Genomic DNA, 24,022 nt, shown 5'->3' with positions numbered 1-24,022 from the left:
GCGGATGGACGCCGGTGTCCATGGTCGTACCTTTGCCCGGGCCACCAGCGACATCGGGCTCAACTTCGAAATATCGCATCGCTCACCTATCGGGCTGAATAGATGGCCATGCACCTGCCCATCCAGCTTAAGGTGATATGCGCACTGGTGTTCCAGGTGGTAGGCCTTTTACTTTCGCAATGATTTGGCCCATGATGTGCCAATAGACATCAAGGTCCGACAACTCCAGATTCTCGATCGTCTCCTCGCCTCCAAGAAAAAGCGGTTTCTTACTGCCTACGCATTGAGCATACGCCGGCTGGGCGCCGCCAGCTTCCCGCCACATTGCATACCCATCGGACGCCAATATGGCGTCCTCGTCTTCGATAAGTTCAATATCGTGGAAGGTTCGGACATTGCACGGTATCTGCAGAGCCTCGCCCGTGTCGGGTTCAAACATCACGACACCGGGCTCGCCTTGCTCCAACCGTCCGGTATCGACAGCAAACGCCGTGCCCTGCCAATCATAGCCAAAGCAAATGATCCGCCCGGCGAACTCGGGAAAGCCGAGGCTGACCCTCGCGTTCCAGCGCGCCACGTCCTGTGCGCGGACGATCCTATACAAGCCTTACTTGAACGATCCGCCTCCGAAACTCGTTAGCAACTCTTTCAATCCCGGCACCTTCGTATCAAGCGAAAGGTCGCCCGCATCGGTTGGCGCCCTGCTATCCACCGGGAAGTTTTGTTGGAATGTCTCGAACATCGCGATCTCCAATCGTTACCTTGTTGATTTTGGTTCCATAAGGCAGAAGCTTGATTTGGTGTCTTATCTTCGACCCAAGACTGGTGTTAACGCTGGGATCCAGTGGGCCCATGTTCTCCAGTATCTGCTTCCCACCTAGCTGCAAATCAATTCTGTCGAATTACGGTGAAAGTGTACTATTTTCTTCCACTCCGAATTACGGTAACAGTGTACTATTTTCTTTCACTCTGGTCCGTATCGATTCATAAAGTGCAGTGTCACCGTACCTCTGGAAGATATCCGGCAGGACAGAGGGAGCGCCGTAGAACGCCAGCCATCACAGCGATTCCAATCAGAGAACCGCGTTCAACCCGCGAAATTTTCGTCCACGAACATCTCGGCAAATTTCTGGGGTGGGAGGGTTACGTCATTGACGCGGGCGATTTCGAGATTCCTTGCCCACATATCCCGGATTGCTGCCGGCATTCCCTCGGGCATGTGCATGGCCTGGGCAATGGCATCATGCCATTGTCCGTCGCCGCCATAGATAGACTGCAGTTTGGGGCCCATCTTTTTCAAGCCATCCTCCGACTCTTGAGAGAGCTCTCGGATGGCCCAGAGCACATAAAGCTCCAGCAGCCTAAGCAGCGGTTGTCCATCATAACGTGGGTCAGTCGGCATATTACCTCTCACGCATCATAGGTGGCGTAATAAATGAGCCTTTCGCAGATCGCGGAAAGGCTGGGCTTTTCTTTCAGCGACGCAACCTAGGCCTTGGTAACGGTGACAGTGCACTATTTTCCGGTTCTCAGTCCGAATGTTCACTGCAGTCACACGGGCGCAACCGAAAAAATGAACCGCCATCGCAATTCAAAAACGCGATCCCGTTACTGTTCGTAAGGCTCGACCACGGCAAACGGAATTCCCAATGATTCCAGCAAATCAAGAATACGTTTCGAGATGACGAGGCGATAGTTTGCTGCGATTCCGAAGTCGTCGCGACCGGCCTTGCCATTCACTTTAAGCCAGACAAACGGTGGAAGTTCCTGCCCAGGTTGATCCTCGTGAAACTCTTCGGAGGTTGTGACTTCAGCATGGGCAAACGTTGCACCCGAAAAGCCCATCTTCTGCAGTGCGCGCTGGGCTTCCTCAGTGACGAGGAAACAGGGGAACGTCGTGACGATCACATCACCAAACCAACCCTCTACCACATAGTGAAGCTTGGTCACGATTGGCGGATGGACGCTCCGTTCAAGAACGGTGTTTTCACCAAGCCCACCAGCGACGTTCGGCCATATGTAAAAATATCCTGCCGACCCGTCGATTAGGTGCTCCCGTGTCGCTTCGGTGAGCTTCGCCCTCAGGCCAGCAATCCATCGCTTCAACACCGCCCCCCAAAGAGCCGCCAGGACTGAGGCCATCAAGACGCTTCAAAAGGCTCAACCAAGGCATTGGAAATCCCCAATGGCTTGAGCGCATCGAGAACGCGCTCGGAAACGACGAGGTGGAGATCTTTCGCTATTCCGAAATCATCGCGACCGGCATCACCGTTCACTTTCAGCCATACGAAGGGCGGAAGCTTCTGGTCCGGTTGCATTTCCTCGAACAATTCAGAAGTGGTCACCTCGACCTTGTCAAAGGTTACGCCTGAAAACTCACTCTTGAGAATTTTCTCTTTCACATCTTCGGTGACAAGGTAGCACGGGAACGACGTCACCATCCTACCACCCAACCACCCATCAAACTCATAATGCAAACGGGCTACGAGAGGAGGATGAACACTCGCGTCCAAAATTATATTTTCGCCAAAACCACCAGACACCTCCGGCTCAAGGCAGTAATATATTTTCATCACTTATTGATCTCAGGAAACTTGAAATTTAAATTAGGGGTCGATCCATGCAAATTTTCTACGATGTCTTTATACTTGCTACCAACGACTTCAACCACTTCGAAATATTGAAATCCCATCAACCTTCCAACTATTTTTTTTAGGAAATCGAATTCTTCTTTGCTCCTTGAATCTCTTCTATCAAGCAAGAATTCATTTAGAGACTTAGAGGTTCCAAGAATTAATTGCACAATAGCCTCTGCATCATCTCTACGGAGATTGTCTGCCATTTAATTCATCCTTCAATGCCCATAATTTTCCATACACCTGGCCATACAATAGTGAAATGGTGCTCCGTCGTACGTGCCGGTGGGCAATGTGGCGTTTGTGCAAAAGTCGATACACAAATTCCTCGCGACCGACTTTGATATACCAGCTACCTCGACGGAAGGATAGATGTTCTCATTTTGTTCATAAATTGCGGACGCGGTCTGGGTCTGCTGGTTCCCCAACGCCTCAGAACGTTGCCCGCTCCCCGAATTCGGTTCCGACGCATCTGTTGATGCATCTAGTGTACCTGCTTCCGTGTCGCTCGCATGGTGCAGCAGTTCACGGATATCTAGTGTGTTAGTCGGATCGGCCGAGAATGAATTTGCCAAGGGTTGGATGTTCTCAAAATCCAACTGTTCTTGAGCAGCAATAGAACGGGCAATTGCGACTTGATAGGCGGCCGGACCGTTGCCGTCCGGATTCGTCGCCGCCCTCCACGCGGCATCGACATTGGGGAAGACCTCGCGAACGTAGCCAGCAGGGTCGGCCCGCCTCATGCCCAGAGTCTTGAGCGCAGCGGCGACCGTAACCTGATACCGTGTCTGTTCTTCGTTGGAGCTGGCCGGGCCAGGCTCCGAATCGCGCAGCGCTGCGTGGATCGCCTGGTTGGGAATGGTCCGCATGCCAAAGGCCTGACGACCGACATCAATCTTCAAGTTGAAGTTCTGGTACTGCTTGCCGCCCTCCTCGGTGCCATAGATGGCGGCGAAGTCGGCGGGGCTGGGCATCTTGCCGGAATAGCTGCCCGTATTGGCGATTGCGTCCGGGGCGTTCTGCGAAGCGAGGGCGATGTTGGTGCGCGCCTCGATCAGTTGGGCGGTGGTCGCGGCGTGCGCGTGGTCGATCAGTCGCTGAAGTCATCTGGAGACAGGTCGGCGAGATGGTCGACTGCCGGCTTGGTCGTGATCGGATCGGGCGCCGGAGCACGGCCCGCAAACGCCTGTGCCACAGTTTCATCAGGTGTTTTCTTGCCGAGGCGGTCGCCGGGGGCATCGCGGCCGGAGGCCGGCGTCCCGACACCAAACATCTCAAGCGCCCGCTTCGGATCCTTGGCGATCAACGCCTCGAGGCGCGTCTTGGCCGCAGTGCCGAACCAGTCCTTGACCTTCTGCTGTCTGATACCCGGGTCGAGCCCCATCTTGTCGATCAGGTCGAGCCCTTCCTGGCGTGCTGCTTCGAAGGTGATAGTATCGTCGGGATTGGCGTTGCCGATGGCGATGGCGCTGGTCTTGAGCGCCGTGTCGACCTCGGCCTGCTCGTAATCCTGCCGCCGCTCGAGCTGCCGCTGCGCCATGCGCCGCGCGCCAACCGCCCGCATCGCCTCCTTCTGCCCGGCGAAACCAGCGCGCTGGCTCTCGGGCATACCAGGCAAGGCCGCGTCGAACAGCGTGTCGAACAGGCCTGGTTTGACCACCCGCCCGGTGCGCGGATCGACCTGGCCGTACATCGCGTCATGCAAGCCGGCGCCGTCGGCCGGCGCATCCGCCGTCACCTCGTCTTCCGCCTGCGCGATCCGGCCCTTGAACCGGCGGCGCGCCAGCTCCGCGTCGAATGCCTCCTGCTGGTGCTTCATCTGCTGGTAGCGTGCGGCGATGGCCGAGAACTCGTCGCCCAGCCCTTGCATGGCGCCACCGATCGGCGAACCCTGCGGGTATTGCAGCGCATTGCCGGTATCGAGCCGGCGCTGGGCTAAGTGGAGAGGGATGGTCGCCATTCAGCTTCTCCCCGCCCACGCAGCCCTGAGAGGCGAACTGCCGAAGATCACGGAGCGCGTCGGCACGGCGCTGGTTGCCGTGTTTGAGGCCGGTGCCTTCGTCGGATCCTGGATTTTGGAGAGCCCGCCAACGAGAGCGTTGCCGGCGTTGAAGATCGAGGCCGTCACCGCCTGCTTGCCGGAGAAGCTCGAGATGGCGGCTTGCGTATTGAGATTGTTCTGGCGCAGTTTCGACCCGTACTGGATCGCGTCGAGATCAAGCTGGCCCTGCCTGGCATTGGCGGCCAGCACCTCGGTCGGCGAGCCTGCCATGCCGACGCCGGACGCGCCGGCCTGGGCGCGCGCCTGGCCTTGCAAGAGATCCTGCTTATGGCGCTCCTGGCTCTGGTCGAAGGCGGCACTTTGCGCGTCGGCCTGCGCCTGCTGCTCATAGGCCCTGGCCTGATAGTCGGCCATCCGCTTCGACTGCTGGCCTTCGACCAGCGCACCGCCGGCAGAAAGAGCCGTGCCGAGAAGGGCAAGTGTGCACATGGTTCAGCCTCGTTCGCCAAAGGAGGTCTTTGCTGGAATGAATTTGCTTTTGACGCCGTCCACCGGCGCGCCGAGCGGCGGGCGCGGGTCGAGGGCGCCGCCGGGGCTGAGGAAGGACAGCAAAAGCCTGTCGGCCTGCAGCGCCGGCCGGCTGAGACGGGCGGGTGGGGCGGCCCGCGGCCCGGCCATGGCGGCGCGGCGCGTGGTGGTGAGGTTCACCTTCAACTCGGCAACGCCGGCGGCGTCGAACAAGCCATTGGCGGTAGCAATAGTGCGGGCCAGCGCATCGGCCTCGAACAATTGCTGGCGCAACTGCTCGACCAGCCGGTGGACGTCGCGCCAGCGCTCGCCCAGCGTTGCCGCCCTGCCCTTGATCTCGTCGCCAAGGGCGGCAATATCGGCGCGGGCTTCGCTGGCGGCGGCATCGGCGCGGCGCTTGTCGGCGGCGTCGATGGTCTTTTCCAGTAGCGCGATGGCGTCGTTGCAGTCGTCGAGGGCTGCGCGCGCGGCGGCCAGGTCGCCATCGCCGAAGACCGCGCGGTCCTCGGCCTCAGCCAGTTCGCGTCTGCGGGCGAGCGCCTCGTTGAGGTCGGTGTCGAGCAAGGCGATGACGGCAGCGAATTCGGCAGCCGTCCGCGCCCTGCCGAGTTGCTCGGCATGGAGGGATGTGATCACGGATGGGGTCCTTCGTGGGTGGATGGAGTCGGCGGAGGGGTGTCTCCCCCCTTGAGGGGGAGATGGCCGGCAGGCCAGAGGGGGTCGGTTCGACCTGATGCGACCTCTTGCGGCAGATGAAGGTTGACGCTTCGCGTGAAGCGCTGGCGTCCTCTTTTCAATGCAGAAGGTCGCGTCCCGTCGTACCGACCCCCTCTGTCGCCTTCGGCGACATCTCCCCCTCGAGGGGGGAGATCAGCCGCCTCTAGGGCTCGGCGTCAAACACCGGCGTGAGCGCGCGTATGGTGCAAGGCGTCGGGTTGACGTGGCGGATTCTCACCCGGCCCTGCCCTTCCCAACTGTCGTCGATCGGCACCTCGACATTGCCGGTGAACAGCGTTGCCCGCCCATCGGGTGCGGCGATCGAGGGCATGCGCACCGGCTCCCAGCGGCCGCGCATGAAGGATTGCACCTGGAGCCCCGTGGTGTCGGTTTCCAGCAGCGACAGGATCACCTTGGCCACCTTCTTGCGGCGGCCCATGATGGAGCCGTCGCGACCGCCGACATCGAGTTCCAGCGTGTCGGCGCCCGCCGCATAGGGCAGGCCGAGCTGCCACTTGGCGGCGGCCGAGCCATCAGGCAGCATCACCGTGCCACCGCCGCTAACAGTCAGCCCGCGATAGACCTTGCCGTCGGCCAGCACATCGACGGACCTGCCGGCGAGATGCACGGCACCGCCCACCGTGGTGACAGAGAGCCCCGTGTAGGTCAGGCCGCAGTCGACCTCGAAGGCGTCTGCGATGGCGCGATATTCGAACGGTGCGGTCTTGATTTCGATGTAGCGCTTCGTCACGCCGCCGATGGTGCGCTTGACGATCAGCCATAGATCGTCGTTGCCGTCCTGGCCGGGGGTGACAGTGGCGCTTTCGACGACCGCCCAATCGGAACCGTTGAAGGCGCCGCCAAGGCGATGCCGGTGCATGCCTCTGACCTCCTGGGATGGCTGATGGGTATAGCCGCCGAGTTCGCCATTCTCGAGCGGGAACCACAGCAAGGGGTCGGGGTCGGTCTGGAAGGCGAGCTCGACCACGCCTTGTTTGGGAATATGCTCGGAGATCTGGCCGACGTCGTCCGAAGCAAAGCGGCTCTGCGCCGTCTGCGTCAGCTCGGCGATCGATTTGCGCGAGCGGGTGACATAGAGGAACGATTGGCCGGCATCGACCGGGCGGATGCGGGCGCAGCCAAAGGTGCGCGAGCGCCGGTTCTTGAACGAGGACGGCGTCAGCGCCTCGTCGATGCCCGAGCCCGAAAGCGCGCGGATGCCGCCGGATGTGCCGATCAAAAGCGCGCCGTCACTGTCGGCGATCCAGACGATGTCGTTGGCCTGGCCGCCGCCGGCCTGGATGAACTCGAGCGCGTCGTCGTCCTTCTCGCCGAGAGCGAAATTGTCGAAATCGCCGGTGGCCGAGGCATAGACGGAGAATTTCCGGCTGAAGGCCAGCCGCTCCTCGTAGAGCGAGCCGCTCTCGACATGCTTGCCGGGCACGAAAGTGCCGAGCCGCCAGCGCGTGATCGGGTTCGCGTTCGGCAAGGCGTGACCATACAGTCTGATCTTGACGACAGTCGTGCTCGTGCGGCTGGTGATCTTGCCCCAGCGCCAGATGCCATCGGCACCGAGAAGGCGAATGGTGCGACCAACATCCGAGGGTTGAAAGCCGTTGTCGTCGTTTATGCCGACGATTGACGAGGCGGTGAGGTCGAACGGCGTCTGATCGAAAGCGGCGATATGCATAGCCAATTCAGCGGAGACGCTCGCATTGGCATCGTCGCCACCGCCACCACTGAACGCCAGCTGATGGTATTCGAACGCTGATTTGTTGGTGAAATCATAGAATCGGGTTTCGCCGTTTCCCCAGCCGAGTTCCCCAGTGCGCGTGTCCAGCGTCACCCAGTTGGTACCGTCGTTTGAGCCTTGCAATTCCCATGCGGTGAAGAAGTCATAATTGCCGGTCGCCGTCTTCGACGTGGTGATCCAGTAAGCATCGACCACGCGCCGCATACTGTCGGCATTGCGATATCGGATGTAGCCGTCGCCACCGCTTGCGACCTCGATATTCTGCGTCTTGTCGCGGTCGAACATCTGCCAGGCCGACGCGCCACCGCTGCCCGTGGATGCGGTGCCAGATGGAGCGGAATTGCTGGTCATCTGTGGCGTGAGATGCCCGGTGTCGGATGGCGTCAGCGTCGTTGCTGTGTCATTGAGCGTATCGTAGGGACCGTCGAGAAATTCGAAATCTTCGAGCGTCCACGTGGTGTGCGCGGTTCGCGTCAACACCTTGGGCTGGTAGTTCCGATGCGTGATCCACATCTGGTCGGCAGACTGGACATAGGCCAGTTCGAACAGCTCCGCCTCGAGATAGGGCGAGGCGACCTCTACCGTGCCGACGCGCGCACCATAGGCGTAGACGCGGATGTAGCGGTCGCCGAATTCGAGCGCGTAGGCCTGATCAGCCGAGAAGATGAACGGGATCAGCCGCGTCCTCTTCGCCGAGATCTTCACCTCGCCGGCGAAATAAGTGCCGCCGCGCTTGCGGATGCCGCCATGCGGCAGGGTGACGAAGTTCTCGCATTTCGACAGCGCCGCCCGGTAGAAGTCGAGCGAAGCGCGTGCATGTAGGCGCGGACTGATTTCGCCGCGGGTGAAGACGTCCTGGATCGGGTACAGCGTCGTCATCAGCGCACAACCCTGGTGTCGCCGCGCTGGCTGGACCACGATGCGGAGTAGAGCCGGCCGCCGCGCTGGATGGCGTTGGCGGTCAGCGCCGCCTCCAGCGCCCGGTCATAGGCCGAGCGGGCAATGTCTATCATGCCCGACTTGTGGGTCAGCGGATGCGCGACCTTGACGGCAAGGGCCGACACCAGCACCTCGGTGAACAGCGCGTCCCAGTCGTTGGGGTCGGTGAGGTTGGCTATGTAGCGGATGGTCAGTGGCCCGGACTGATCGGAATAGATCAACCCCGCCTCCTGGCGCCACGAGATCGGCACCCCGTCCGATTCGCCGTTGTGGGTCAGCGGCAGCGGCCGCAGGCAATCGGCCGGCAGTTCATAGGCGAAGTTCAAGCCGCAATCGCCGCCGGTATCCGCACCCGCCACAGTGGCGCGCAGGATGGCGAACACCCAGGCACATTTGGTCAGTTCCGCTTCCCGGGTGAGATCGAGATGCAGGTTCAAGAGCCGCGCCGCCTTGACGTCCTGATCGAGACTGTCGATCGGCGCCTCGTCGAGCACGGCCAGCGCCATATTGGCGATATCGAGCGGGGTGATGGCCATGGGTCAGCGCCTCGTCCATGCAGGTCGGGTCATGATTTTTCTCCGGACATGAAAAAAGCCGCTGCCAAGCGGCTGGGGGAATTGAATGGCGATATTCAGACATCGCGCTCTACGACGCCCCCCTCTGTCCTGCCGGACATCTCCCCACGGGTGGGGAGATCGGCAGTTCAGGCACTGGCGCTCTTCCTGCGACATCGAAGATTGGCAAGGGCCACAATGACAGCCGATCTCCCTCCGTGTGGGGGAGATGGCCGGCAGGCCAGAGGGGGGCGCGACGGATCGCGACTTAAAAACCAGCCTGCAGCTAAATCGAGCCTGTCAGAGCAGCCACCTGCGCCAGATGGGGCTGGAAAACATTGCCAGCACCATGAGCATGCCCAATACCAGCCCAACGCCAGCCAAGAGCAGCGACCACCAGGCAAAACGATCGCCCTGATCCGCTCGCCGTTTCAAGGCGTCATATTTCGCGAAAATGGAAATGGCATTGAGCGAGGAAGGCTTGACGCGACCAGCCTTTATATCCGTATCCAACAGGTTGCCACCATACCAATGGAAGGGCAACGACAGTGAACAGACGCCCATTATAAGGGGAAACAACCAGGTGTTGAAAGTATTCATGGCAAGCGATCCGAGACTTTCAGGCTCTGTATCACCCGACAGCAAGGAAACAGTTACGTCACCCATTACAATTCGACTATTTCTGCGAGCAGCGGGAGCTTTCGCTCCCGCCCCTCGCCTCGGCCTGATCAAGCCTCGGTGGTCTTCAGCGCTATGAACGTCATGTTCTTGACGCTCGACGCGGTGCGGTCCCAGTTCGCCGCCAGCGCCAGTTCCGCGTCGGTGGCGAATTCGCCGGCCGAAGCGGCGTCGAGGAAGCGGGTGCCGGGCACGTGTGGGACGAAGTGCCGGCGGCCGACCATTTCCGTGACGCCGCCGCCATGGCCCTGGCGCGGCTTGCGGTCGAATTCCAGCGGGCCGCCTTCGGTGTTGACCGGCAGCTCGTTCCACAGGATCGCCTTGTCCTTGAACATGAAGGCGGTGTAGACGCCCCCAGCCTGCGGAATGTCGTCATCGACAACGGCCCGCAGCCCCATGTAATATGGGATCAGCGGCCCGCCTTGCTCGGACGACGGCACATAGTCGATGAGGTCGGCGAGCTTCAGTGCTTTCATCTGCCTGGAGTGCATCCAGATCGTCTTGAACTTGTCCGCGCGGTCGCCCATCAGATAGGCGGCCTCGATGATGTCGGTGTCGACGATGGAAGCGCCGGTGGTGCGCACCAGGTCGCCGCCGTCATTGGCGACGTTGTCGGCGACGACGCCCTTCAGGATGCCGAGCAAGGTCAGCTTGTTGGCGCGCTGCCAGTATTCGGTCTGCCGCTTGACGATCAGCTTCTGCGGATCATCGCCCGCCAGGATCGAGGTCAGGTCCGGAACGCCCCAAGCCTGGGCTCGGACATTGCGGGCGGCAACCTCGCGGCGCGAGCCGATCTTCTTCATCTCGATGGAATCGGCCGGATCGTCATTGACCGGCTCGGACGGGTCGTTGCCGAGATCCTTCCAGCCGGGCATGTCGACCGAGCGGCCGCCCATCGACAGTTTCGAGGAAATGGCCGGGTCGGAAAACAGGATCCCGGCCTGGTAGATCTCAAGCGACTGGACATGCTCCTCGAAAGCATATTGCGCATAGACGGACGGAACGATCGCATCCGCGATACGGGTGTAGGCATCTGCCATTTTTCTCTTCCTTCAGGTTTGGTTTGGTGGCGGCGCCCCCTCACCCAGCCTCCGCTTCGCTCGGCTGACCTCTCCCCGAGGGGAGAGGAGACTTGCGACGTCGACGCACCTCTTCTCCCCGACGGGGAGAAGGTGGACGCGAAGCGGCCGGATGAGGGGGCGTTTCGAATGCGGCTGATCGATCGTCAGCGCGGGTTGTTGGACATCCAGAGATCGGGGTTCTCCCCGGCCTCGCGAGCCAGCCGCCGGGCGCGGGCCGGGTCGCTTTTGACGAGGGCTGAAATGTCAGTCAGGTTGCGTTCGCCGGCGGCGTTGCGCTTGAACGGATTGGCTCCGCTCCGACCAGCACCGCCGTCGATCGTGTCTTCGCGGAACATCGCCTCGCCGATCGCCTGGAACGCCTTGGCGATCTGCGGATCGGTCAGCGCCCCGTCAGGCAGAAGGATGCCCTTCGCCTTGTAGGCATCGACCAGGCCGAGCTTCTTCATCGCCCGGTTGGCAACCTCCAACTTCTGGCGAAAGCCGTCGCTGTCGATCGGTCCCCAGTCCCTGACAAGGTCGTCATGGGTGGCTTCGACCGAGCGGGCGAGCGCGGTTTCCTGGCGCGCGGCCTGCTCGGCCATGTAGCCGACGAACCTGTCGTGATAGGCCTGCGCGGTCTTCGGCGAAGCACCGGCCTCGACCGCCCAGGCCTTGGATGCGTTGGCGAGCTCGTCCGAATAGGCGAAATTGTCAGGCAATCCTTCCGGCCTGATGTATTCGACCTTCTCGGATGAGGTGACCGGACGCATGGCCTCGGGCAGCCGGGCATGAAACCGGTCCCAGTCTTCCCGAGGCGCGTCCGGCGCGGGAACGCGCAGGCTCTCACCCTGCTGCCGCTCCAGCTCCGCATAGGAAGTGAAAACCCGGTCGAGGCTTTCAGGCTTGGTCCAACCCTTGGTTTCAGCGAGCTTGCGGTTGCCTTCGGAAAGACCGTCAAACCAACTTTTGGCGCCAGGCGCGGCGGACCTGTTGTCTGCGCCTGCCGGTGGCCGTACCGGGCTGGCCGGAGGCCATGCCGGGTTGCCCGCCGGCAGCGCAAGCGCCGCCACGGACCCGGCGTCTGCCAGATCTGTCATGTGTGAGATTCCTTTGATTTGTTGCAGAAAGTTACTTGTGCCATGCTGTGCAGGCATGGATTTTTCTCGTTAAACGCCGAGGACATTATGGCCAAAGGCCTGTACCGCCACAGCGACAGCGTCGTGATGGTGCTCTACGAGAAGAACTCCATGCTGCTGCCAAACGCTGAATACGAGCAGCAAGGCTATCAACCCGCTTTCGACGAACTTCCGACGCATGCCGAGTGGGTTGAGTGGCACCGTACCCATGGAAGCGAAAGCCTAACGCAAGCAGAGTGGGAGGCATGGTTAGAAGCAAACGGTGAGAACCGGCCGCCTTCTCGCTAGCGATTAAACGTTATCTCCCCAGTTCTCCCAAAGCAGCGTGATCGTGCCGGTCACGGCAATCGTCCCGTCGGCATCGATGTCGGTACCGGTGGCAAACGCGAGGTTGAGATGGAGATCGATCGGCGTCACTGTCCCATCCAGCGTCACAGAGGCGGCGATGTCGGCGCTCGAGGCGGTGGAGAGTGCGGCGCCGGCGCCGTCGAGCGTGCGGGCCGTCGAGGCCAACACATTGACCATGGTTCCTGCCAGCGTCGCGCTCGATGCCGCCGCCGAACCGAGCGACCAGGTCAGCGCTGCATTGTCGTTGATCGTTGACGGACGGATGCCGAGCACTGCGAACTGCAGCCGCGCCGTGCCTCCCTTGATGCGCACCTTGCCGTCGGTGAAATCGAAGATCTTCTGGCCGGCATAAGCCAGCGCATCGGCGACCGGCACCTGCATGCCGGCGAAGGTGAAGACAGTGCGGTACGATCCGCCCTGCCCTGTGGTCACGGCTTTCAGGCCGGGCCTGGGCGGGGCAAGGCCGGCCTCGCGGGCGGCGGCACGGGCAAGCGTCCGGGGAAGACCTCGGGTCATGGCATTTCTCCATTGGTGAGTGAAATTCTGGAAACCGACCGAGCGAACTCCGGCACCGGGTCGAACAATCAAAGGGTTGAATCGCTTTGACAAGGATCGCCGCTAGCGCCTTGTTCGAAAGACGTGTTTTCGGCCGTCGGTCTATCAACACCCGAGAAACCATGTCTTATATCGTGAGGCCCCGTGCCCCCGTTCCGCCGCAATGCGGCCGCACGGGACGAGCGATAGGGATTTCAGGCATTCAAGGGAGACCTCACATGAACTTTCACAAAGCCATCGCCGCCGTGCTGATGACTGCGGCACTGGCAGGCTGCGCGCAGACCGAAGGCCAGCAGCGCGCCGGAACCGGCGCGCTGATCGGCGGCGCCGGCGGCGCCCTCGTCGGCCAGGCCATCGGCGGCAACACCAAGAGCACGGTCATCGGCGCGGCCAGTGGCGCCCTGCTCGGCGCCGTCGTAGGCTCAGCCACCACCCCGCAGCGCCGCGGCGAGCAGCTCTGCCGCTACCAGGACCGCTACGGCCGCATCTACACCGCGCCCTGCGACGACCGGTACTACAACGGCGATTATTGATCGTTAGCCCCTTCTCCCCGTTCACCGGGGAGAAGGTCCCGGCAGGGGGTTGAGGGGCAGCGCGAAGTATCGACATGCTGGCGCCGTCGCTCGGCCAACAGGCAAGGTAGCTTCACCGCTACCGCCTACCCCTCCGCCCGTGCAGCCTTTTCCAGTGCCGCCTTACGCTGAATTTCGATAGTTCGATTCCAGAAGCGCACCGCTTCAAAATGCTCTTGTCTGGTCAACCAGATCTTGTTTTCCAAACTGACTGGATCGCCGCCAACCGCAATCGGTTTGACCTCGAACAGTTCCATGCCCTTGGAGCGCGAATTTGTATTTTGGGCGCTCATTTCCAGTCCTCCAGCCGAGCAAATAGACCGGCGAGGTCTCGCGCTATCGTCTCGGCGGATTGCCACTCCATAACTATAAATGGGATGCGCACGATTGGCATTTCCACGTCGTCGGTGTCGAAGCCATAGGCTTCCCCCCCTCCGTTCGATGCGAACAAGAGGATGCCTGGCGCATATTTTTCAACCTGATATTCTCGATTGAAGTTAGCCAATTCTTCGGCTTTGAAAAAAATTATGTAGCTGTCGCCAATGAAGCCTTCACCCCCATTATGCTCCTTGAGGAAGTCAGTGTAATCCTTGGGTAGCGTGACTCCCAAGCCTGCGGACAGGCCATCGACGACCGCGGATTCAGCTGGTGCCTCGAACTGTCCCTCAGTTAAACTATATCCCACTGCTATTCTCCATGTCTTTCAGCAATTTGTTCCACCAGGGTGTAACCTGCTGCCGATGAACTTCGCGAGGCAGAACGATCTTGTTGGAGGTGTCGATCGGACTACCGCCAAATTTCACTGGAGAGGTCGTCAGCGTTGCATCGCCACGACAACACAGGCGTAATCCGTTACTGTTCGTAGGGCTCGACCACGGCAAACGGTATTCCCAGTGATTCCAGCAAATCAAGAATGCGTTTCGAAATGACGAGGCGATAGTCTGCTGCGATCCCGAAGTCGTCGCGGCCAGCCTTCCCATTCACTTTCAACCAGACAAAAGGTGGAAGTTCCTGCCCAGGTTGATATTCATGAAACTCTTCGGATGTCGTCACTTCGGCTCCAGCGAACGTCGCACCTGAAAAGCCTATCTGCTGCAATGCGCGCTGGGCTTCTTCGGTGACGAGGTAACACGGGAACGTCGTAACGAGCACATCACCGGTCCAGCCCTCTACCACGTAGTGGAGCTTGGTCACAATCGGAGGATGGACGCTGGGGTCCAAAACGGTGTTTCTGCCAAGCCCACCAGCCACATCAGGTCTTATTTTAAAGTATCCGGTCGACCCGTTGGCCGGATGCCCCCGTGCCGCCTCACGTGTCGCTTCGGGGAGTTTCGCCCTCAGGGCAGCAATCCATCGCTTCAACACCGCCCCCCAAAGAGCCGCCAGGACTGAGGCCATCAAGACGCTTCAAAAGGCTCAACCAAGGCATTGGAAATCCCCAATGGCTTGAGGGCATCGAGAACGCGCTCGGAAACGACGAGGCGGAGATCTTTCGCTATTCCGAAATCATCGCGACCGGCATCCCCGTTCACTTTCAGCCATACGAAGGGCGGAAGCTTCTGGTCCGGTTGCATTTCCTCGAACAATTCAGAAGTGGTCACCTCGACCTTGTCAAAGGTTACGCCTGAAAATTCACTCTTGAGAATTTTCTCCTTCACATCTTCGGTGACAAGGTAGCACGGGAACGACGTCACCATCCTATCACCCAACCACCCATCAAACTCATAATGCAAACGGGCTACGAGAGGAGGATGAACACTCGCGTCCAAAATTATATTTTCGCCAAAACCACCAGACACCCCCGACTCTAGGTAGTAATATATTTTCATCACTTATTGATCTCAGGAAACTTGAAATTTAAATTAGAGTGGTACGATCCATGCAAATTTTCTACGATGTCTTTATACTTACTGCCAACGACTTCAACCACTTCGAAATATTGAAATCCCATCAACCTTCCAACGATTTTTTTAAGGAAATCGAATTCTTCTTTGCTCCTTGAATCTCTTCTATCAAGCAAGAATTCATTTAGAGACTTAGAGGTGCTAAGAATTAATTGCACAATAGCCTCTGCATCATCTCTGCGGAGATTGTCTACCATTTAATTCATCCTTCAATGCCCATAATTTTCCATACACCTGGCCATACAATAGTGAAATGGTGCTCCGTCGTACGTGCCGGTGGGCAATGTGGCGTTAGTGCAAAAGTCGATACACAAATTCCTCGCGACCGACTTTGATATACCAGCTACCTCGACGGAAGGATAGATGTTCTCATTTTGTTCATAAATTGCGGACGCGGTCTGGGTCTGCTGGTTCCCCAACGCCTCAGAACGTTGCCCGCTCCCCGAATTCGGTTCCGACGCATCTGTTGATGCATCTAGTGTACCTGTTTCCGTGTCGCTCGCATGAGGGGCAGCGCGACCTTCTGAGATGCCGGTGCCGCCCCTCACCTGCCTACCGGCATCCTCTCCCCGTAGGACGGGGAGAGGGCACCAGCGTTGGAGAACAGCTACCCCTCCGCCCTTGCCGCCTTCTCCAGCGCCACAAGCTGCGTCTCGTCCAGCGTCAGAAACCCCATGATGTGCTGCACCACTTCGGCCCGCGCATTGCTGAGTGCGCTGTGCAGCTCGAACCCGTTCGGCGTCCTGGTGCGCGCCATCCACTCGCCATAGGAAGGCCGCCGGTAATAGCCGGTCGTCGCCGCGAGGTCGGCGAGCACCATCTCGCCATCCTCGCCGGAGAACACACGGAGATACGCCTTGGCCAGCGCGTCCCGCGCCCTGGCAGGACTGCCGGCCTGTCCGGAGTGAGCGAAGCGTTTCCGGCTCATGCGCCGTTACCCGCCCGGCTAACGGGCTGCCCGTTTTGACCGCTTTGCGCATCTTGGGCGCCGCCCAGCATGTCTTGCAACCCGTCGAGCAAGCCGCTGTCGCGTGCCTGCACGGCAGCCGGCACCGCGTCCTTGGCTGCCTTGCCGGCGGTGGCGATCGCCGCCATGCCGGCCTGCGCCTGGCTTGCCTTGGCGCGGGCATCGCGAAGGCCGTCGACCTCCTCCTTGCGGCGAAATATCCGTTGCGGGCTGCGGCCGGCGCTTTGCACGATCTTGATCGCCTCGTCGCTGTCGATGTTGTCCATCACGCCCGGATCGAACTGCGCCATCTGCATGGCCGTCGTCACCACCTGGATGGTGTCGCGCGCCTCGGCCGAGCGGCGCAGCACGTCGAGCGGGCCGGTGAAGGTCGGCCGCAACGCCTTGCCGGCAAGACTGTCCGGCGGCAGGAAGCTGCTGTCCTCGTCATACAGCCCCTTGTCTTCCAGAATGCCGAGCTCGCGGTCGAGATTGCTGGCGAAGCCGGCCTGGATGATCGAGCCGGACGGCCCGAGCAACGCGCCCTTCTCTTCCTGCCTGATCAGCGCTTCGGTTGCCGTCATCTGCGGGTTCTGCACCAGCGTCTGGAACAGGTTGACGAACATCATGTCGCGGATCTCGTCGGCGCGGCTCTGCGCGTAGTTGAAGGCATAGGTCGGGTTCTGCCCGGTCGAGATCGGCGCGATGAGCGGCCTGCCATTGTCGTCGATCAGGCCCGGATAATTCTCGCCCGGATTGAGCACCGGCACATAGTCGAGCCGGGCCTTCGAGGCGGTGGCCGGATCGGTGATCTGCTGCAGCGCGCGCAGGCCGGAGCGGCGCACGGCGTTTTCCTCGCGCACCGTCGTCAGCGCCTCGATGGTCGGCGAGATGCCATAGGGGTCGCCCTCGTAGCGGCGCCAGTTGAAGGTCGACACCGGAAAGGTGCGAAAGCCGCTTTCCCGGACGATTTCCTCCTCGTCCTCGATGACGTGGTAGGAGGCGAAGGCCGTGTCGAGATACTGGTACTGGCCGCCCAGCCGATACATCTTGCGCTCGTCGCGCGGCTGGATGCACTGGATCAGCGAGATCTTCGTCTCGCATTTGGCCGGATCGTCGACCAGCACTTTTATCCGCGCCGGTAGTCTTTCATAACCGAGCAGCTGTGCCGCCTGCCGCGCCGTGCGCTCGTAGCGGCGGTGGAAAATGTCGACCTGGCCCCAGCGGTTGCGGCTGAGATACCCCTCGACCACCGGGATCGAGGCGTAACGGATCAGCGTCGCGCCGAACCCCTCCTCGGCATAAAGATAGGCCGGACCGTAGCGCACGACGTTGCGCAGGCAGGCCTGCGTCGCCGGCACGAAATTCGAATTGGCGGAGTAGCGCAGCGCAAACAGGAAATCGCGCAAACCTTCCGCCCATTCTTTCTCCTCGTCGGTCTCCTCGTCATTCATGGCGGCGGTCGACAGCCCGTGCCATTTTTCCGACTGCGGAATGATCAGGCTTTCCAGGCCGGCGGCCAGCCGGTTGGCGGCCGAGTTGATGGTGTTGGCGTAGACGCGCGCACCACGCCGCTCCTGCCGCTCGGCCTGCGAATTCGCACTACCTGTGCGGCGGCCGCTCCAGATATCGGGCGCATCGGGGTCGCAGAACTCCGCCACCTGCTCCCACACGGCCTCATACTGGCTGCGCTCGCTCTCGAGCTCGGACTGGCGGGAAAGAATATCGCGGGCGCGGCTGACCGAGCCTTCTGCAATGGCCATGTGGGGCTCCTGGATGTGGGTTGAGTGTGCGTTGCAAAACATTCTTGTGCGTTGCAGCAATCCGTGCGTAGATGGAGGAAGTAACGGATACGGGATGACCAAAAAGCCAGAACCAAGGGCGGAAACGGCCCACTTCGACGCTCTGCATGGCCTCCGGGGTATCGCTGCTGTTTTGGTGATGCTAGGCCACTTCACCGAATTCACGGGCCGGCGATATGATCTGGCGCCGTCCGGGTTCCTCGCCGTCGACCTGTTTTTCCTGTTGAGCGGCTTCGTGATCGCCCACGCCTACGACGACAAGTTCCGAAAAGGCATGTCATTTTGGGAGTTCGCGGAGATCCGTCTTCTCAGGCTCTACCCGCTATATTTTGCCGCGGTCGGCCTGGCCGTGATCGGCGTGGGTGCAATCGTCGCAACGCATGGGCTCAGTTCGTATTCGCGGCTGGACTTGCTCGCAAGTCTTGGGTTTTCCGTTCTTTTCTTACCCACGCCGCCGTCGCTCTCGACATTTCCCGACGTGCTTTTCCCGCTGAATGGCCCGGCGTGGTCGCTATTTTATGAACTCGTCGCCAACGCCGTTTTTGCCGCGCTGGCCGTAAGGCTGGCTGCTCGGTCACTTGCGCTCATTGTCGGTGCTGCCTTCCTGGCCCTGGTGCTTCTGGCTTGGCAGGGTTTCGTCCTTGGGGGCGGCGCCCATTGGGACGACACGATCGCGGCTCCCGCCCGGATCGCGTTCTCGTTCTTTCTCGGGGTCTTTCTCAACCGATATGCGACCGGGAAGAGTCGGGATGGCAATCTCTATATGCCGTTTCTCCTGACGCTATGCGGCGTGCTCATGATCTTCAGACCCGTCGAACATGTGCAACTATACAGTCTGGCGATCATAGCCCTGGTCTGGCCCTGGCTCGTTCTCGTCGCCTCCCGTTTGCGGCTATCCGGGTTTTGGCGCTGGATTGCGCTCTTCTCCGGCAATATCTCTTATGCCCTCTATGTTCTTCACACTCCGCTCATCCGCCTTTCGAACGCCGTGGTCGAATCTGTGACCGGGGCCTCGTGGAACGAGCACGGCTTGCCGTTCATTCTGGGAACATCCGTCGTCATCATCGCGATCTCGGCATTCGCGCATTATGTCTACGACAAGAACATCCGGACACTGCTGCGGCAGTGGCTCTCACTTTGGCGCGCACGAGAGGGCGTGACACAGTTCTAGCTGGATTTGGTTCGCCGCCGGTCGTGTCATGGCAGCGTACCCATTGGCCGAAGCGATTGCGATCGGCAGCAGGATCACGCGCTGCGCTTGACGCTCTCCAGCGCCGGCGCGCCGCCCTTGCGGCCAAAGCGCCGGACGACGAAGCGGCCCGCCTTCTGGCCGGGAACCTCGATCAGATTGTAGGTGATCCAGGACAAAAGGGTCACCGTCGGCAGGACGACGGCAACGACGATCGCGAAACGCAGCGGCGCCGCCAGCCCGTGGCCGTATTGGCTGATGACGAATGCCGCGACAGGCTGCAACACCAGCAGGTGGATCAGGTAGATGCTGAAGGAAAGCTCGCCCATGAGATGAAAGAACCGGTTGCTGAGCGTCATGGCTATCGCCCTCGCCAGCGTTCCCGCCGCCCCCGGCAGCATGCGGTAGAGAACCAGGGCAAAGAACCCCGCCACCAGCACTTCACGCACCAGCAGCTTTTCCAGTCCGTAGTCGCCGCCAAACGGCAGCGCCGCCAGCAGCAGCGCCAAGGCCAGATACGGCCGTGGCTGGCTTTGATGCACGACGCCCGCAAGCAGCATGCCGCACAGGAATATCTGCATCTTCAGGGCCAGGAACGACGGCATCGGAAAATGGATCGACAATCGGCCCAGCGCAAACACGATGATGCAGCCAACCGCGGCGACCAGCCCGGCGCTTCTTATCCAGTCGAACCTGCGCACCAACAGCATGATGGCCGGGAAGGCTGCGTAAAACTGCATCTCCAGCCCCAGGCTCCAGTCGGGGAGCGGCGTGCGGTAGGCGAAATCTGGCACCAAGCCGAACAGGAACGTCAGATGCGCGACGATGTTCTTCCACCCGCCGTCGAGATAGCGCTCGGGCGCCTGGTGCGATCTCGACAGGAAATCGTCGATGATCATCCTGCAGTCGTAGAGATAGGGGCCAAGCACGAGTGCCAGCAAAAGCATGACGTAGAACAGTGGCGCGATCCTGAAGTAGCGGCGCGTCCAGAATTTCAGCCATGTTTCCGGTCTTTGCCAGGGCTCCTTGTCCTGGCGCAGCTGATAATGAAACACCATCAGGAAGCCGGACAGCATGATGAAGAGATCGACGCCGAGATCCGGCTCGCCGACGATGGGAACACGCCAGCCGGTCAGGAGCAGGCAATGCCCGACAAGCACCCAGATCGCCGCGAGCGCGCGAAGCCCGTCCAGGCATTCGATGCGCGATGACCTGATATCTGTCATTGCGGACTCCGAGATAGAAATGTTGCAGTGCAGCATGGCGGCTGAGGCCGGATTGTCAACCCGCCGCAAGATGACGAATTGCTCTCTGCTGTTACGGAAAGCCGGCAGGACGCTGAAGCAGCCGATCTCCCCCCTCGAGGGGGAGATGGCCGGCAGGCCAGAGGGGGTCGCCTCGCGTGGAGCGCCAGCATTCTCTTTTTCAAGATAGAAGTCGCGCCCAGTCGCACCGACCCCCTCTGGCCGCTCTGCGGCCATCTCCCCCTCAAGGGGGGAGATTATCCTCGCCGCTTCGCCGCCCGCGCATGCCGTCTCCACACCCACCAATCCCACACGCGCTTCCTGAAACTGCGCTTCATCGCGGTCATGGTCAAAGCCCCAAAAGCACGCGGCGCTGGCCGGTGAGGCTGCCGGGTGCGAGGTCGGTCTTGATGGTGCTCAGCGTTCCCTGGCGCTGTTCGAGTTCAGCCCGCAGAGCCGCCTCGCGCGCCTGCACGTCCTTGTCCTCGACCGTCGGCACCGGCGGCAGCGGCTTCAGTTCCGGTGGTTTTTGAAACAGACACATGGTTCCAGCCTTCTCTTGTCCAATCGTAGAGGAAAAAATCTTCGCCGTTTTTGCCGTAGCCCGGCAGCAGGCAACGTTGCGTAGCACCGAGCCGGCCAAGCCAGCGCAGCGCGAGATCATTGGCGGCCAGAGCCCGCGCCTCGACCCGCCAGGCGCCCCGCGCCGCCACCTGCGGCCCCAGCACGGCGTGAAAGAATTCCGTCATCCCGGGCACGCAGCGCTTCATGCGGCGCGTGCCCCAGCTCCAGGCGATCCACAGCCCGCCACGCTGTTCGGCAGCGCCAAACCCGGCCTCCGGATTGCCGTCGAGCTCGGCGACATAGGCAAACCCCTGCAACGCCGTCAGCGCCAGCAGCGCCGGCGACCAGCGGTCAAGCTGGCAGTCGATCTCGGCCCGATCTTCGGGGCGCAGATTGGCGGCGATGTAGGACAGGTCGCGCAGCGTGGCGGGGATGATGCGGAGGGTCATGGGCAACCAATGCGATAGAGGTGCGAATCCGCTTTCGGGCGGAGTCTCGGCGACTTGCGCGCTTGACCGTCCCCGTCGCCAGTGACCTACTTCGGGACGCTGTCGGTTATCCAGGAGACGGGCCAATGGACATTCGAGCGACACTGACGGATGCGAAGCCTTCAACGCGCACGATCTCGATCGCATCATGGCGTCCTTTGCCGACGACTGCGTCCTGGAGATGCCGAGGGGAGCCGAGCCCTGGGGCGCTCGCTTCGAGGGCAGACGCAACGTAAGAGACGCGCTGGCGACACGCTTCGAAGGCCTGCCCGATGTCCACTACGGCAAGGCTGAGCACTTTGCAGACGAGGCCGCCGACACCGGCATGTCGAAATGGACCCTCACCGGCACCACCCGCGAGGGCGTGAAAAAGGAAGTCCGGGGCTGCGACTTCTATACGTTTCGCGACGGCAAGGTGATCCGCAAGGATTCTTACTGGAAGATCGTGGAGTAGGAGCTGGCTCAAGATCGCCGATTCGCGAGATTGCGGCGAAACCTACGATGATGTTCTGTGATTGAGTAAGCGACGGCGAGTCGGACCTATCAGACGTCTGCTGCGTGCCCGGCCGATTTGTTTCCATGCGCTTCAGCCAAAGGCTTGGGCTGGGTGAAAATCGCATGCGGCAATCTCACTTATCCGGCTTTTCCTCTGGAATTGATTCGGCCAAATTTACCACTTGGGCGGTGTTCAATAGCTGCCCAGCTGTAGCAACTGCCACGAGGATGGCATACCCAAACGAGAAGAATCCGAAGGCTGCCAAAACCTCGTTATGGTATCCCTTTCCAAAGACTGCGGTGAAAATTGCGACAGTTTGAACAAGGATGAAGTGAAAGAAATTTCCTATCATCTTCAGAAAGGCGGAGTCGGCCGCACCGTTCTCGCTTAGGACTTTGAAACTCTGAGCGGATGAAAACGCTAAAACGATAGCCATACCGCCCATCGAAAATCCCAGCATGCTCGGGATAATGTCGATCGCCACCTGTGGCCAAGCTTTCTCAACGCCCGTTGCGGGAAGCCAGAGCGAACTGCCGAAATACGTAAGAATCGCAGCCACGTAAAGATAAGGCGACCTAAGCAGCGCCGGAAGTCCGCCATATAGATTCCAGTAGAGCCGGAAAACCTTAGTCGCGGGGTGCTCTAAGAAGAGTCTCAGAGGCAACTGCCATTGCCTCCGCGAAGGAGGAGCCGATTTGGCCGACGATCCGCTTGATGATGCGCGGGTACTCCCGCGTACTATACTTGACGCCGGCGCCATCATCTTCTTGTCCCGAGCCTTCGACAAAGCCATTGTGTTCCGCGACTTCGGCAATTGTTTTATTTTCTTCATTTAGTTCGATACCGTGACTGGGCAAAGCGACAAGTATGATGTCTTCGCTCTTTGCCCTTTGGGCCTCCAGTCGTTCCATGATGCGTTTGACATCAAGGTCATCCGCGTTCGGCCTCACCAGGTGGATACGTAGGCGCTTAAGCGTGGGTATCGATAGAATGCGCCGTAGCGCATCTTCTTCCGGAATGATCGTCACCTCAACCAAGGGAGCGTCCACACCTTGTATTATCGCATCGAAAAGCATCCCAAAGATTTTACGCGCTCGCTGCGGAGACAACCGTTTGCCGAGATCGTTTGCTACTTCGACAAACAGCGTGTGATCGGACTCCCTGAACACATATAGGAAAACCCTCCCATTAAATCCAACATTATCGGGAATATCGATCTTCAAGTCGTTGAAATTTATTTCCTGCAGTCGATCCGTCAGGACGGCAGGTTCGTTTTTGTCGATCTCCGTCCACGCGACGACTCGGCCTCGTAAGAAGCCGTCTTTGACTTTCTCTGGCCTTGATATCGTGGCGAAGTGGTCGCCCCAGTAGTTGACTGGTTTGAGCGCAGCAGTTTCCAAAAGGCCTAGGTAAGCACCGTCAGGATGCGGACTCGCCGCAACGTTGAGCATGCAATATTCAATTGTTTTTTCTTCCGCCATATTCACTGCTCCCAAGACCTGCGCCATAAAGCACGATTCTTAGAAAGCCGCGACTCTTGCTATTTCGCATTAGCTAATCCTCGGCTGAGGAGGCACTCAAACAAACCATATGGACGGAGATGACTACCAAGGGTATCAAGTCACAATGCAGTTACCTCTTGTTAATCGCGGCCGGAGTGCAAAAGAAAAATGCCAAGTTATATGATCTCGTATGATTTGAGGAAGATACGGAGCTATCAGCCTCTCTATGATCAGCTGGGAAATTGGAACGCCGTGCGGTTGCTTGAATCCGTATGGCTGGCCGACCTCGCAGGACCCGCCGGTACAATTAGGGATTTGCTCTCAGAGACTGTTTTGAAAATCGGCTTGCCGGGGGGTTTCGTCTGAGGCTGGGTTATGATTCAAGCTTTAGATGTGGACAAAGCAGAG

Annotated in this window: 31 protein-coding genes; 4 read left to right on the top strand and 27 right to left on the bottom strand. The window is 60.0% G+C overall.

The genetic code is table 11. The features are described 5' to 3' along the window. Window positions 1-127: 127 nt before the first annotated feature. From NKI20_RS14910 to NKI20_RS14840, 15 genes are all read right to left on the bottom strand, one after another. Window positions 128-604, bottom strand: a complete 477-nt coding sequence (locus NKI20_RS14910) for a T6SS immunity protein Tdi1 domain-containing protein (RefSeq protein WP_352831572.1) — start codon at window positions 602-604, stop codon at window positions 128-130. 3 nt (window positions 605-607) lie between these two features. Beyond that, window positions 608-742 carry a hypothetical protein gene (locus NKI20_RS14905; protein WP_352831570.1) on the bottom strand — a complete coding sequence of 45 codons (135 nt, stop codon included), beginning with the start codon at window positions 740-742 and terminating at the stop codon, window positions 608-610. 345 nt (window positions 743-1,087) lie between these two features. After that, window positions 1,088-1,402, bottom strand: coding sequence for a hypothetical protein (locus tag NKI20_RS14900; protein WP_352831568.1), 315 nt, complete (start codon window positions 1,400-1,402; stop codon window positions 1,088-1,090). Window positions 1,403-1,608: 206 nt separating this feature from the next. Further along, window positions 1,609-2,142 (bottom strand): hypothetical protein, encoded by a 534-nt coding sequence (locus NKI20_RS14895; RefSeq protein WP_352831566.1) that lies wholly within the window; start codon window positions 2,140-2,142, stop codon window positions 1,609-1,611. Further along, window positions 2,142-2,573: a hypothetical protein gene (locus tag NKI20_RS14890; protein WP_352831564.1), complete on the bottom strand. Its 432-nt coding sequence runs from the start codon at window positions 2,571-2,573 to the stop codon at window positions 2,142-2,144. The genes NKI20_RS14895 and NKI20_RS14890 overlap by 1 nt, the downstream gene beginning before the upstream one ends. Further along, entirely contained in the window at window positions 2,573-2,842 is a 270-nt protein-coding gene (locus tag NKI20_RS14885; RefSeq protein WP_352831562.1) for a hypothetical protein, read from the bottom strand. The genes NKI20_RS14890 and NKI20_RS14885 overlap by 1 nt, the downstream gene beginning before the upstream one ends. A 12-nt stretch (window positions 2,843-2,854) precedes the next feature. Continuing rightward, window positions 2,855-3,610 carry a hypothetical protein gene (locus tag NKI20_RS14880; protein ID WP_352831560.1) on the bottom strand — a complete coding sequence of 252 codons (756 nt, stop codon included), beginning with the start codon at window positions 3,608-3,610 and terminating at the stop codon, window positions 2,855-2,857. Between the two features lie 116 nt (window positions 3,611-3,726). Beyond that, window positions 3,727-4,596, bottom strand: a complete 870-nt coding sequence (locus tag NKI20_RS14875; protein WP_352831558.1) for a hypothetical protein — start codon at window positions 4,594-4,596, stop codon at window positions 3,727-3,729. After that, on the bottom strand, window positions 4,597-5,127 hold the full coding sequence (locus NKI20_RS14870) for a hypothetical protein (RefSeq protein ID WP_352831556.1): 531 nt from the start codon (window positions 5,125-5,127) through the stop codon (window positions 4,597-4,599). Window positions 5,128-5,130: 3 nt separating this feature from the next. Beyond that, window positions 5,131-5,802: a hypothetical protein gene (locus NKI20_RS14865; RefSeq protein ID WP_352831554.1), complete on the bottom strand. Its 672-nt coding sequence runs from the start codon at window positions 5,800-5,802 to the stop codon at window positions 5,131-5,133. 244 nt (window positions 5,803-6,046) lie between these two features. Continuing rightward, entirely contained in the window at window positions 6,047-8,515 is a 2,469-nt protein-coding gene (locus NKI20_RS14860) for a phage tail protein (protein WP_352831552.1), read from the bottom strand. After that, window positions 8,515-9,111, bottom strand: coding sequence for a phage connector family protein (locus tag NKI20_RS14855; protein ID WP_352831550.1), 597 nt, complete (start codon window positions 9,109-9,111; stop codon window positions 8,515-8,517). The genes NKI20_RS14860 and NKI20_RS14855 overlap by 1 nt, the downstream gene beginning before the upstream one ends. Window positions 9,112-9,429: 318 nt before the next feature. Next, a complete protein-coding gene (locus NKI20_RS14850; protein WP_352831549.1) occupies window positions 9,430-9,729 on the bottom strand; it encodes a hypothetical protein in 300 nt (99 codons plus the stop codon). Between the two features lie 128 nt (window positions 9,730-9,857). Then, window positions 9,858-10,847 carry a Coat protein gene (locus NKI20_RS14845; RefSeq protein ID WP_352831547.1) on the bottom strand — a complete coding sequence of 330 codons (990 nt, stop codon included), beginning with the start codon at window positions 10,845-10,847 and terminating at the stop codon, window positions 9,858-9,860. Between the two features lie 185 nt (window positions 10,848-11,032). Then, complete coding sequence (locus tag NKI20_RS14840; RefSeq protein ID WP_352831545.1) at window positions 11,033-11,965, bottom strand: hypothetical protein; 933 nt, start codon at window positions 11,963-11,965, stop codon at window positions 11,033-11,035. An 87-nt stretch (window positions 11,966-12,052) separates the two neighbouring features. On the opposite strand from NKI20_RS14840, the gene NKI20_RS14835 reads away from it, so the two are divergent. Further along, a complete protein-coding gene (locus tag NKI20_RS14835) occupies window positions 12,053-12,292 on the top strand; it encodes a hypothetical protein (protein ID WP_352831543.1) in 240 nt (79 codons plus the stop codon). A gap of 3 nt (window positions 12,293-12,295) precedes the next feature. On the opposite strand, the gene NKI20_RS14830 is transcribed toward NKI20_RS14835, so the two are convergent. Beyond that, on the bottom strand, window positions 12,296-12,868 hold the full coding sequence (locus NKI20_RS14830; protein ID WP_352831541.1) for a hypothetical protein: 573 nt from the start codon (window positions 12,866-12,868) through the stop codon (window positions 12,296-12,298). Between the two features lie 257 nt (window positions 12,869-13,125). Between NKI20_RS14830 and NKI20_RS14825 the strand changes: the two genes are divergently transcribed. After that, entirely contained in the window at window positions 13,126-13,440 is a 315-nt protein-coding gene (locus tag NKI20_RS14825) for a YMGG-like glycine zipper-containing protein (RefSeq protein ID WP_352486238.1), read from the top strand. A gap of 125 nt (window positions 13,441-13,565) precedes the next feature. Here the strand turns inward: NKI20_RS14825 and NKI20_RS14820 are convergent, their stop codons facing one another. The 7 genes from NKI20_RS14820 to NKI20_RS14790 all read right to left on the bottom strand — a co-directional run bounded on the left by NKI20_RS14820 (window position 13,566) and on the right by NKI20_RS14790 (window position 18,092). Continuing rightward, complete coding sequence (locus NKI20_RS14820; protein WP_352831539.1) at window positions 13,566-13,772, bottom strand: hypothetical protein; 207 nt, start codon at window positions 13,770-13,772, stop codon at window positions 13,566-13,568. Continuing rightward, window positions 13,769-14,164 (bottom strand): SMI1/KNR4 family protein, encoded by a 396-nt coding sequence (locus tag NKI20_RS14815; RefSeq protein WP_352831537.1) that lies wholly within the window; start codon window positions 14,162-14,164, stop codon window positions 13,769-13,771. The genes NKI20_RS14820 and NKI20_RS14815 overlap by 4 nt, the downstream gene beginning before the upstream one ends. Window positions 14,165-14,331: 167 nt before the next feature. After that, window positions 14,332-14,877 (bottom strand): hypothetical protein, encoded by a 546-nt coding sequence (locus NKI20_RS14810; RefSeq protein ID WP_352831535.1) that lies wholly within the window; start codon window positions 14,875-14,877, stop codon window positions 14,332-14,334. After that, window positions 14,877-15,308 (bottom strand): hypothetical protein, encoded by a 432-nt coding sequence (locus NKI20_RS14805; protein ID WP_352831533.1) that lies wholly within the window; start codon window positions 15,306-15,308, stop codon window positions 14,877-14,879. The genes NKI20_RS14810 and NKI20_RS14805 overlap by 1 nt, the downstream gene beginning before the upstream one ends. Further along, on the bottom strand, window positions 15,308-15,580 hold the full coding sequence (locus NKI20_RS14800) for a hypothetical protein (protein ID WP_352831531.1): 273 nt from the start codon (window positions 15,578-15,580) through the stop codon (window positions 15,308-15,310). Before NKI20_RS14800 ends, NKI20_RS14805 begins: the two co-directional genes overlap by 1 nt. A gap of 410 nt (window positions 15,581-15,990) precedes the next feature. Further along, window positions 15,991-16,311 carry a Bbp19 family protein gene (locus NKI20_RS14795; RefSeq protein ID WP_352831529.1) on the bottom strand — a complete coding sequence of 107 codons (321 nt, stop codon included), beginning with the start codon at window positions 16,309-16,311 and terminating at the stop codon, window positions 15,991-15,993. Continuing rightward, window positions 16,308-18,092, bottom strand: a complete 1,785-nt coding sequence (locus NKI20_RS14790; protein ID WP_352831527.1) for a portal protein — start codon at window positions 18,090-18,092, stop codon at window positions 16,308-16,310. Before NKI20_RS14790 ends, NKI20_RS14795 begins: the two co-directional genes overlap by 4 nt. 94 nt (window positions 18,093-18,186) lie before the next feature. On the opposite strand from NKI20_RS14790, the gene NKI20_RS14785 reads away from it, so the two are divergent. Next, window positions 18,187-19,302, top strand: coding sequence for an acyltransferase family protein (locus NKI20_RS14785; protein ID WP_352831525.1), 1,116 nt, complete (start codon window positions 18,187-18,189; stop codon window positions 19,300-19,302). Window positions 19,303-19,376: 74 nt separating this feature from the next. Here NKI20_RS14785 and NKI20_RS14780 read toward each other — a convergent pair whose 3' ends face one another. Then, window positions 19,377-20,546 (bottom strand): acyltransferase family protein, encoded by a 1,170-nt coding sequence (locus NKI20_RS14780; RefSeq protein ID WP_352831523.1) that lies wholly within the window; start codon window positions 20,544-20,546, stop codon window positions 19,377-19,379. Between the two features lie 461 nt (window positions 20,547-21,007). Continuing rightward, on the bottom strand, window positions 21,008-21,577 hold the full coding sequence (locus NKI20_RS14775; RefSeq protein ID WP_352831521.1) for a hypothetical protein: 570 nt from the start codon (window positions 21,575-21,577) through the stop codon (window positions 21,008-21,010). A 187-nt stretch (window positions 21,578-21,764) separates the two neighbouring features. Between NKI20_RS14775 and NKI20_RS14770 the strand changes: the two genes are divergently transcribed. Beyond that, window positions 21,765-22,070, top strand: a complete 306-nt coding sequence (locus NKI20_RS14770; RefSeq protein ID WP_352831519.1) for a nuclear transport factor 2 family protein — start codon at window positions 21,765-21,767, stop codon at window positions 22,068-22,070. 175 nt (window positions 22,071-22,245) lie between these two features. On the opposite strand, the gene NKI20_RS14765 is transcribed toward NKI20_RS14770, so the two are convergent. Together NKI20_RS14765 and NKI20_RS14760 are read right to left on the bottom strand one after the other, a co-directional pair. Then, window positions 22,246-22,671, bottom strand: a complete 426-nt coding sequence (locus NKI20_RS14765) for a hypothetical protein (protein ID WP_352831517.1) — start codon at window positions 22,669-22,671, stop codon at window positions 22,246-22,248. A 67-nt stretch (window positions 22,672-22,738) separates the two neighbouring features. Then, window positions 22,739-23,593 carry a DUF4747 family protein gene (locus tag NKI20_RS14760; RefSeq protein ID WP_352831515.1) on the bottom strand — a complete coding sequence of 285 codons (855 nt, stop codon included), beginning with the start codon at window positions 23,591-23,593 and terminating at the stop codon, window positions 22,739-22,741. Between the last annotated feature and the right edge of the window lie 429 nt (window positions 23,594-24,022).

The organism is Mesorhizobium sp. M0830 (assembly GCF_040319965.1).
GTDB lineage: Bacteria > Pseudomonadota > Alphaproteobacteria > Rhizobiales > Rhizobiaceae > Mesorhizobium.
The sequence above is the reverse complement of the archived record's forward strand: the minus strand, read 5'-3'. Positions and strand labels throughout refer to the sequence as shown.

Coding starts and splice junctions, on each gene's coding strand:
- NKI20_RS14760 (WP_352831515.1), bottom strand. CDS start 23,593: ATGGCGGAAGAAAAAACAATTGAATATTGCATGCTCAACGTTGCGGCG.
- NKI20_RS14825 (WP_352486238.1), top strand. CDS start 13,126: ATGAACTTTCACAAAGCCATCGCCGCCGTGCTGATGACTGCGGCACTG.
- NKI20_RS14895 (WP_352831566.1), bottom strand. CDS start 2,142: ATGGCCTCAGTCCTGGCGGCTCTTTGGGGGGCGGTGTTGAAGCGATGG.
- NKI20_RS14835 (WP_352831543.1), top strand. CDS start 12,053: ATGGCCAAAGGCCTGTACCGCCACAGCGACAGCGTCGTGATGGTGCTC.
- NKI20_RS14840 (WP_352831545.1), bottom strand. CDS start 11,965: ATGACAGATCTGGCAGACGCCGGGTCCGTGGCGGCGCTTGCGCTGCCG.
- NKI20_RS14845 (WP_352831547.1), bottom strand. CDS start 10,847: ATGGCAGATGCCTACACCCGTATCGCGGATGCGATCGTTCCGTCCGTC.
- NKI20_RS14830 (WP_352831541.1), bottom strand. CDS start 12,868: ATGACCCGAGGTCTTCCCCGGACGCTTGCCCGTGCCGCCGCCCGCGAG.
- NKI20_RS14855 (WP_352831550.1), bottom strand. CDS start 9,111: ATGGCCATCACCCCGCTCGATATCGCCAATATGGCGCTGGCCGTGCTC.
- NKI20_RS14820 (WP_352831539.1), bottom strand. CDS start 13,772: ATGAGCGCCCAAAATACAAATTCGCGCTCCAAGGGCATGGAACTGTTC.
- NKI20_RS14905 (WP_352831570.1), bottom strand. CDS start 742: ATGTTCGAGACATTCCAACAAAACTTCCCGGTGGATAGCAGGGCGCCA.
- NKI20_RS14800 (WP_352831531.1), bottom strand. CDS start 15,580: ATGGTAGACAATCTCCGCAGAGATGATGCAGAGGCTATTGTGCAATTA.
- NKI20_RS14795 (WP_352831529.1), bottom strand. CDS start 16,311: ATGAGCCGGAAACGCTTCGCTCACTCCGGACAGGCCGGCAGTCCTGCC.
- NKI20_RS14885 (WP_352831562.1), bottom strand. CDS start 2,842: ATGGCAGACAATCTCCGTAGAGATGATGCAGAGGCTATTGTGCAATTA.
- NKI20_RS14780 (WP_352831523.1), bottom strand. CDS start 20,546: ATGACAGATATCAGGTCATCGCGCATCGAATGCCTGGACGGGCTTCGC.
- NKI20_RS14900 (WP_352831568.1), bottom strand. CDS start 1,402: ATGCCGACTGACCCACGTTATGATGGACAACCGCTGCTTAGGCTGCTG.
- NKI20_RS14890 (WP_352831564.1), bottom strand. CDS start 2,573: ATGAAAATATATTACTGCCTTGAGCCGGAGGTGTCTGGTGGTTTTGGC.
- NKI20_RS14870 (WP_352831556.1), bottom strand. CDS start 5,127: ATGTGCACACTTGCCCTTCTCGGCACGGCTCTTTCTGCCGGCGGTGCG.
- NKI20_RS14775 (WP_352831521.1), bottom strand. CDS start 21,577: ATGACCCTCCGCATCATCCCCGCCACGCTGCGCGACCTGTCCTACATC.
- NKI20_RS14810 (WP_352831535.1), bottom strand. CDS start 14,877: ATGGCCTCAGTCCTGGCGGCTCTTTGGGGGGCGGTGTTGAAGCGATGG.
- NKI20_RS14880 (WP_352831560.1), bottom strand. CDS start 3,610: ATGCCCAGCCCCGCCGACTTCGCCGCCATCTATGGCACCGAGGAGGGC.
- NKI20_RS14850 (WP_352831549.1), bottom strand. CDS start 9,729: ATGAATACTTTCAACACCTGGTTGTTTCCCCTTATAATGGGCGTCTGT.
- NKI20_RS14860 (WP_352831552.1), bottom strand. CDS start 8,515: ATGACGACGCTGTACCCGATCCAGGACGTCTTCACCCGCGGCGAAATC.
- NKI20_RS14875 (WP_352831558.1), bottom strand. CDS start 4,596: ATGGCGACCATCCCTCTCCACTTAGCCCAGCGCCGGCTCGATACCGGC.
- NKI20_RS14770 (WP_352831519.1), top strand. CDS start 21,765: ATGGCGTCCTTTGCCGACGACTGCGTCCTGGAGATGCCGAGGGGAGCC.
- NKI20_RS14790 (WP_352831527.1), bottom strand. CDS start 18,092: ATGGCCATTGCAGAAGGCTCGGTCAGCCGCGCCCGCGATATTCTTTCC.
- NKI20_RS14785 (WP_352831525.1), top strand. CDS start 18,187: ATGACCAAAAAGCCAGAACCAAGGGCGGAAACGGCCCACTTCGACGCT.
- NKI20_RS14805 (WP_352831533.1), bottom strand. CDS start 15,308: ATGAAAATATATTACTACCTAGAGTCGGGGGTGTCTGGTGGTTTTGGC.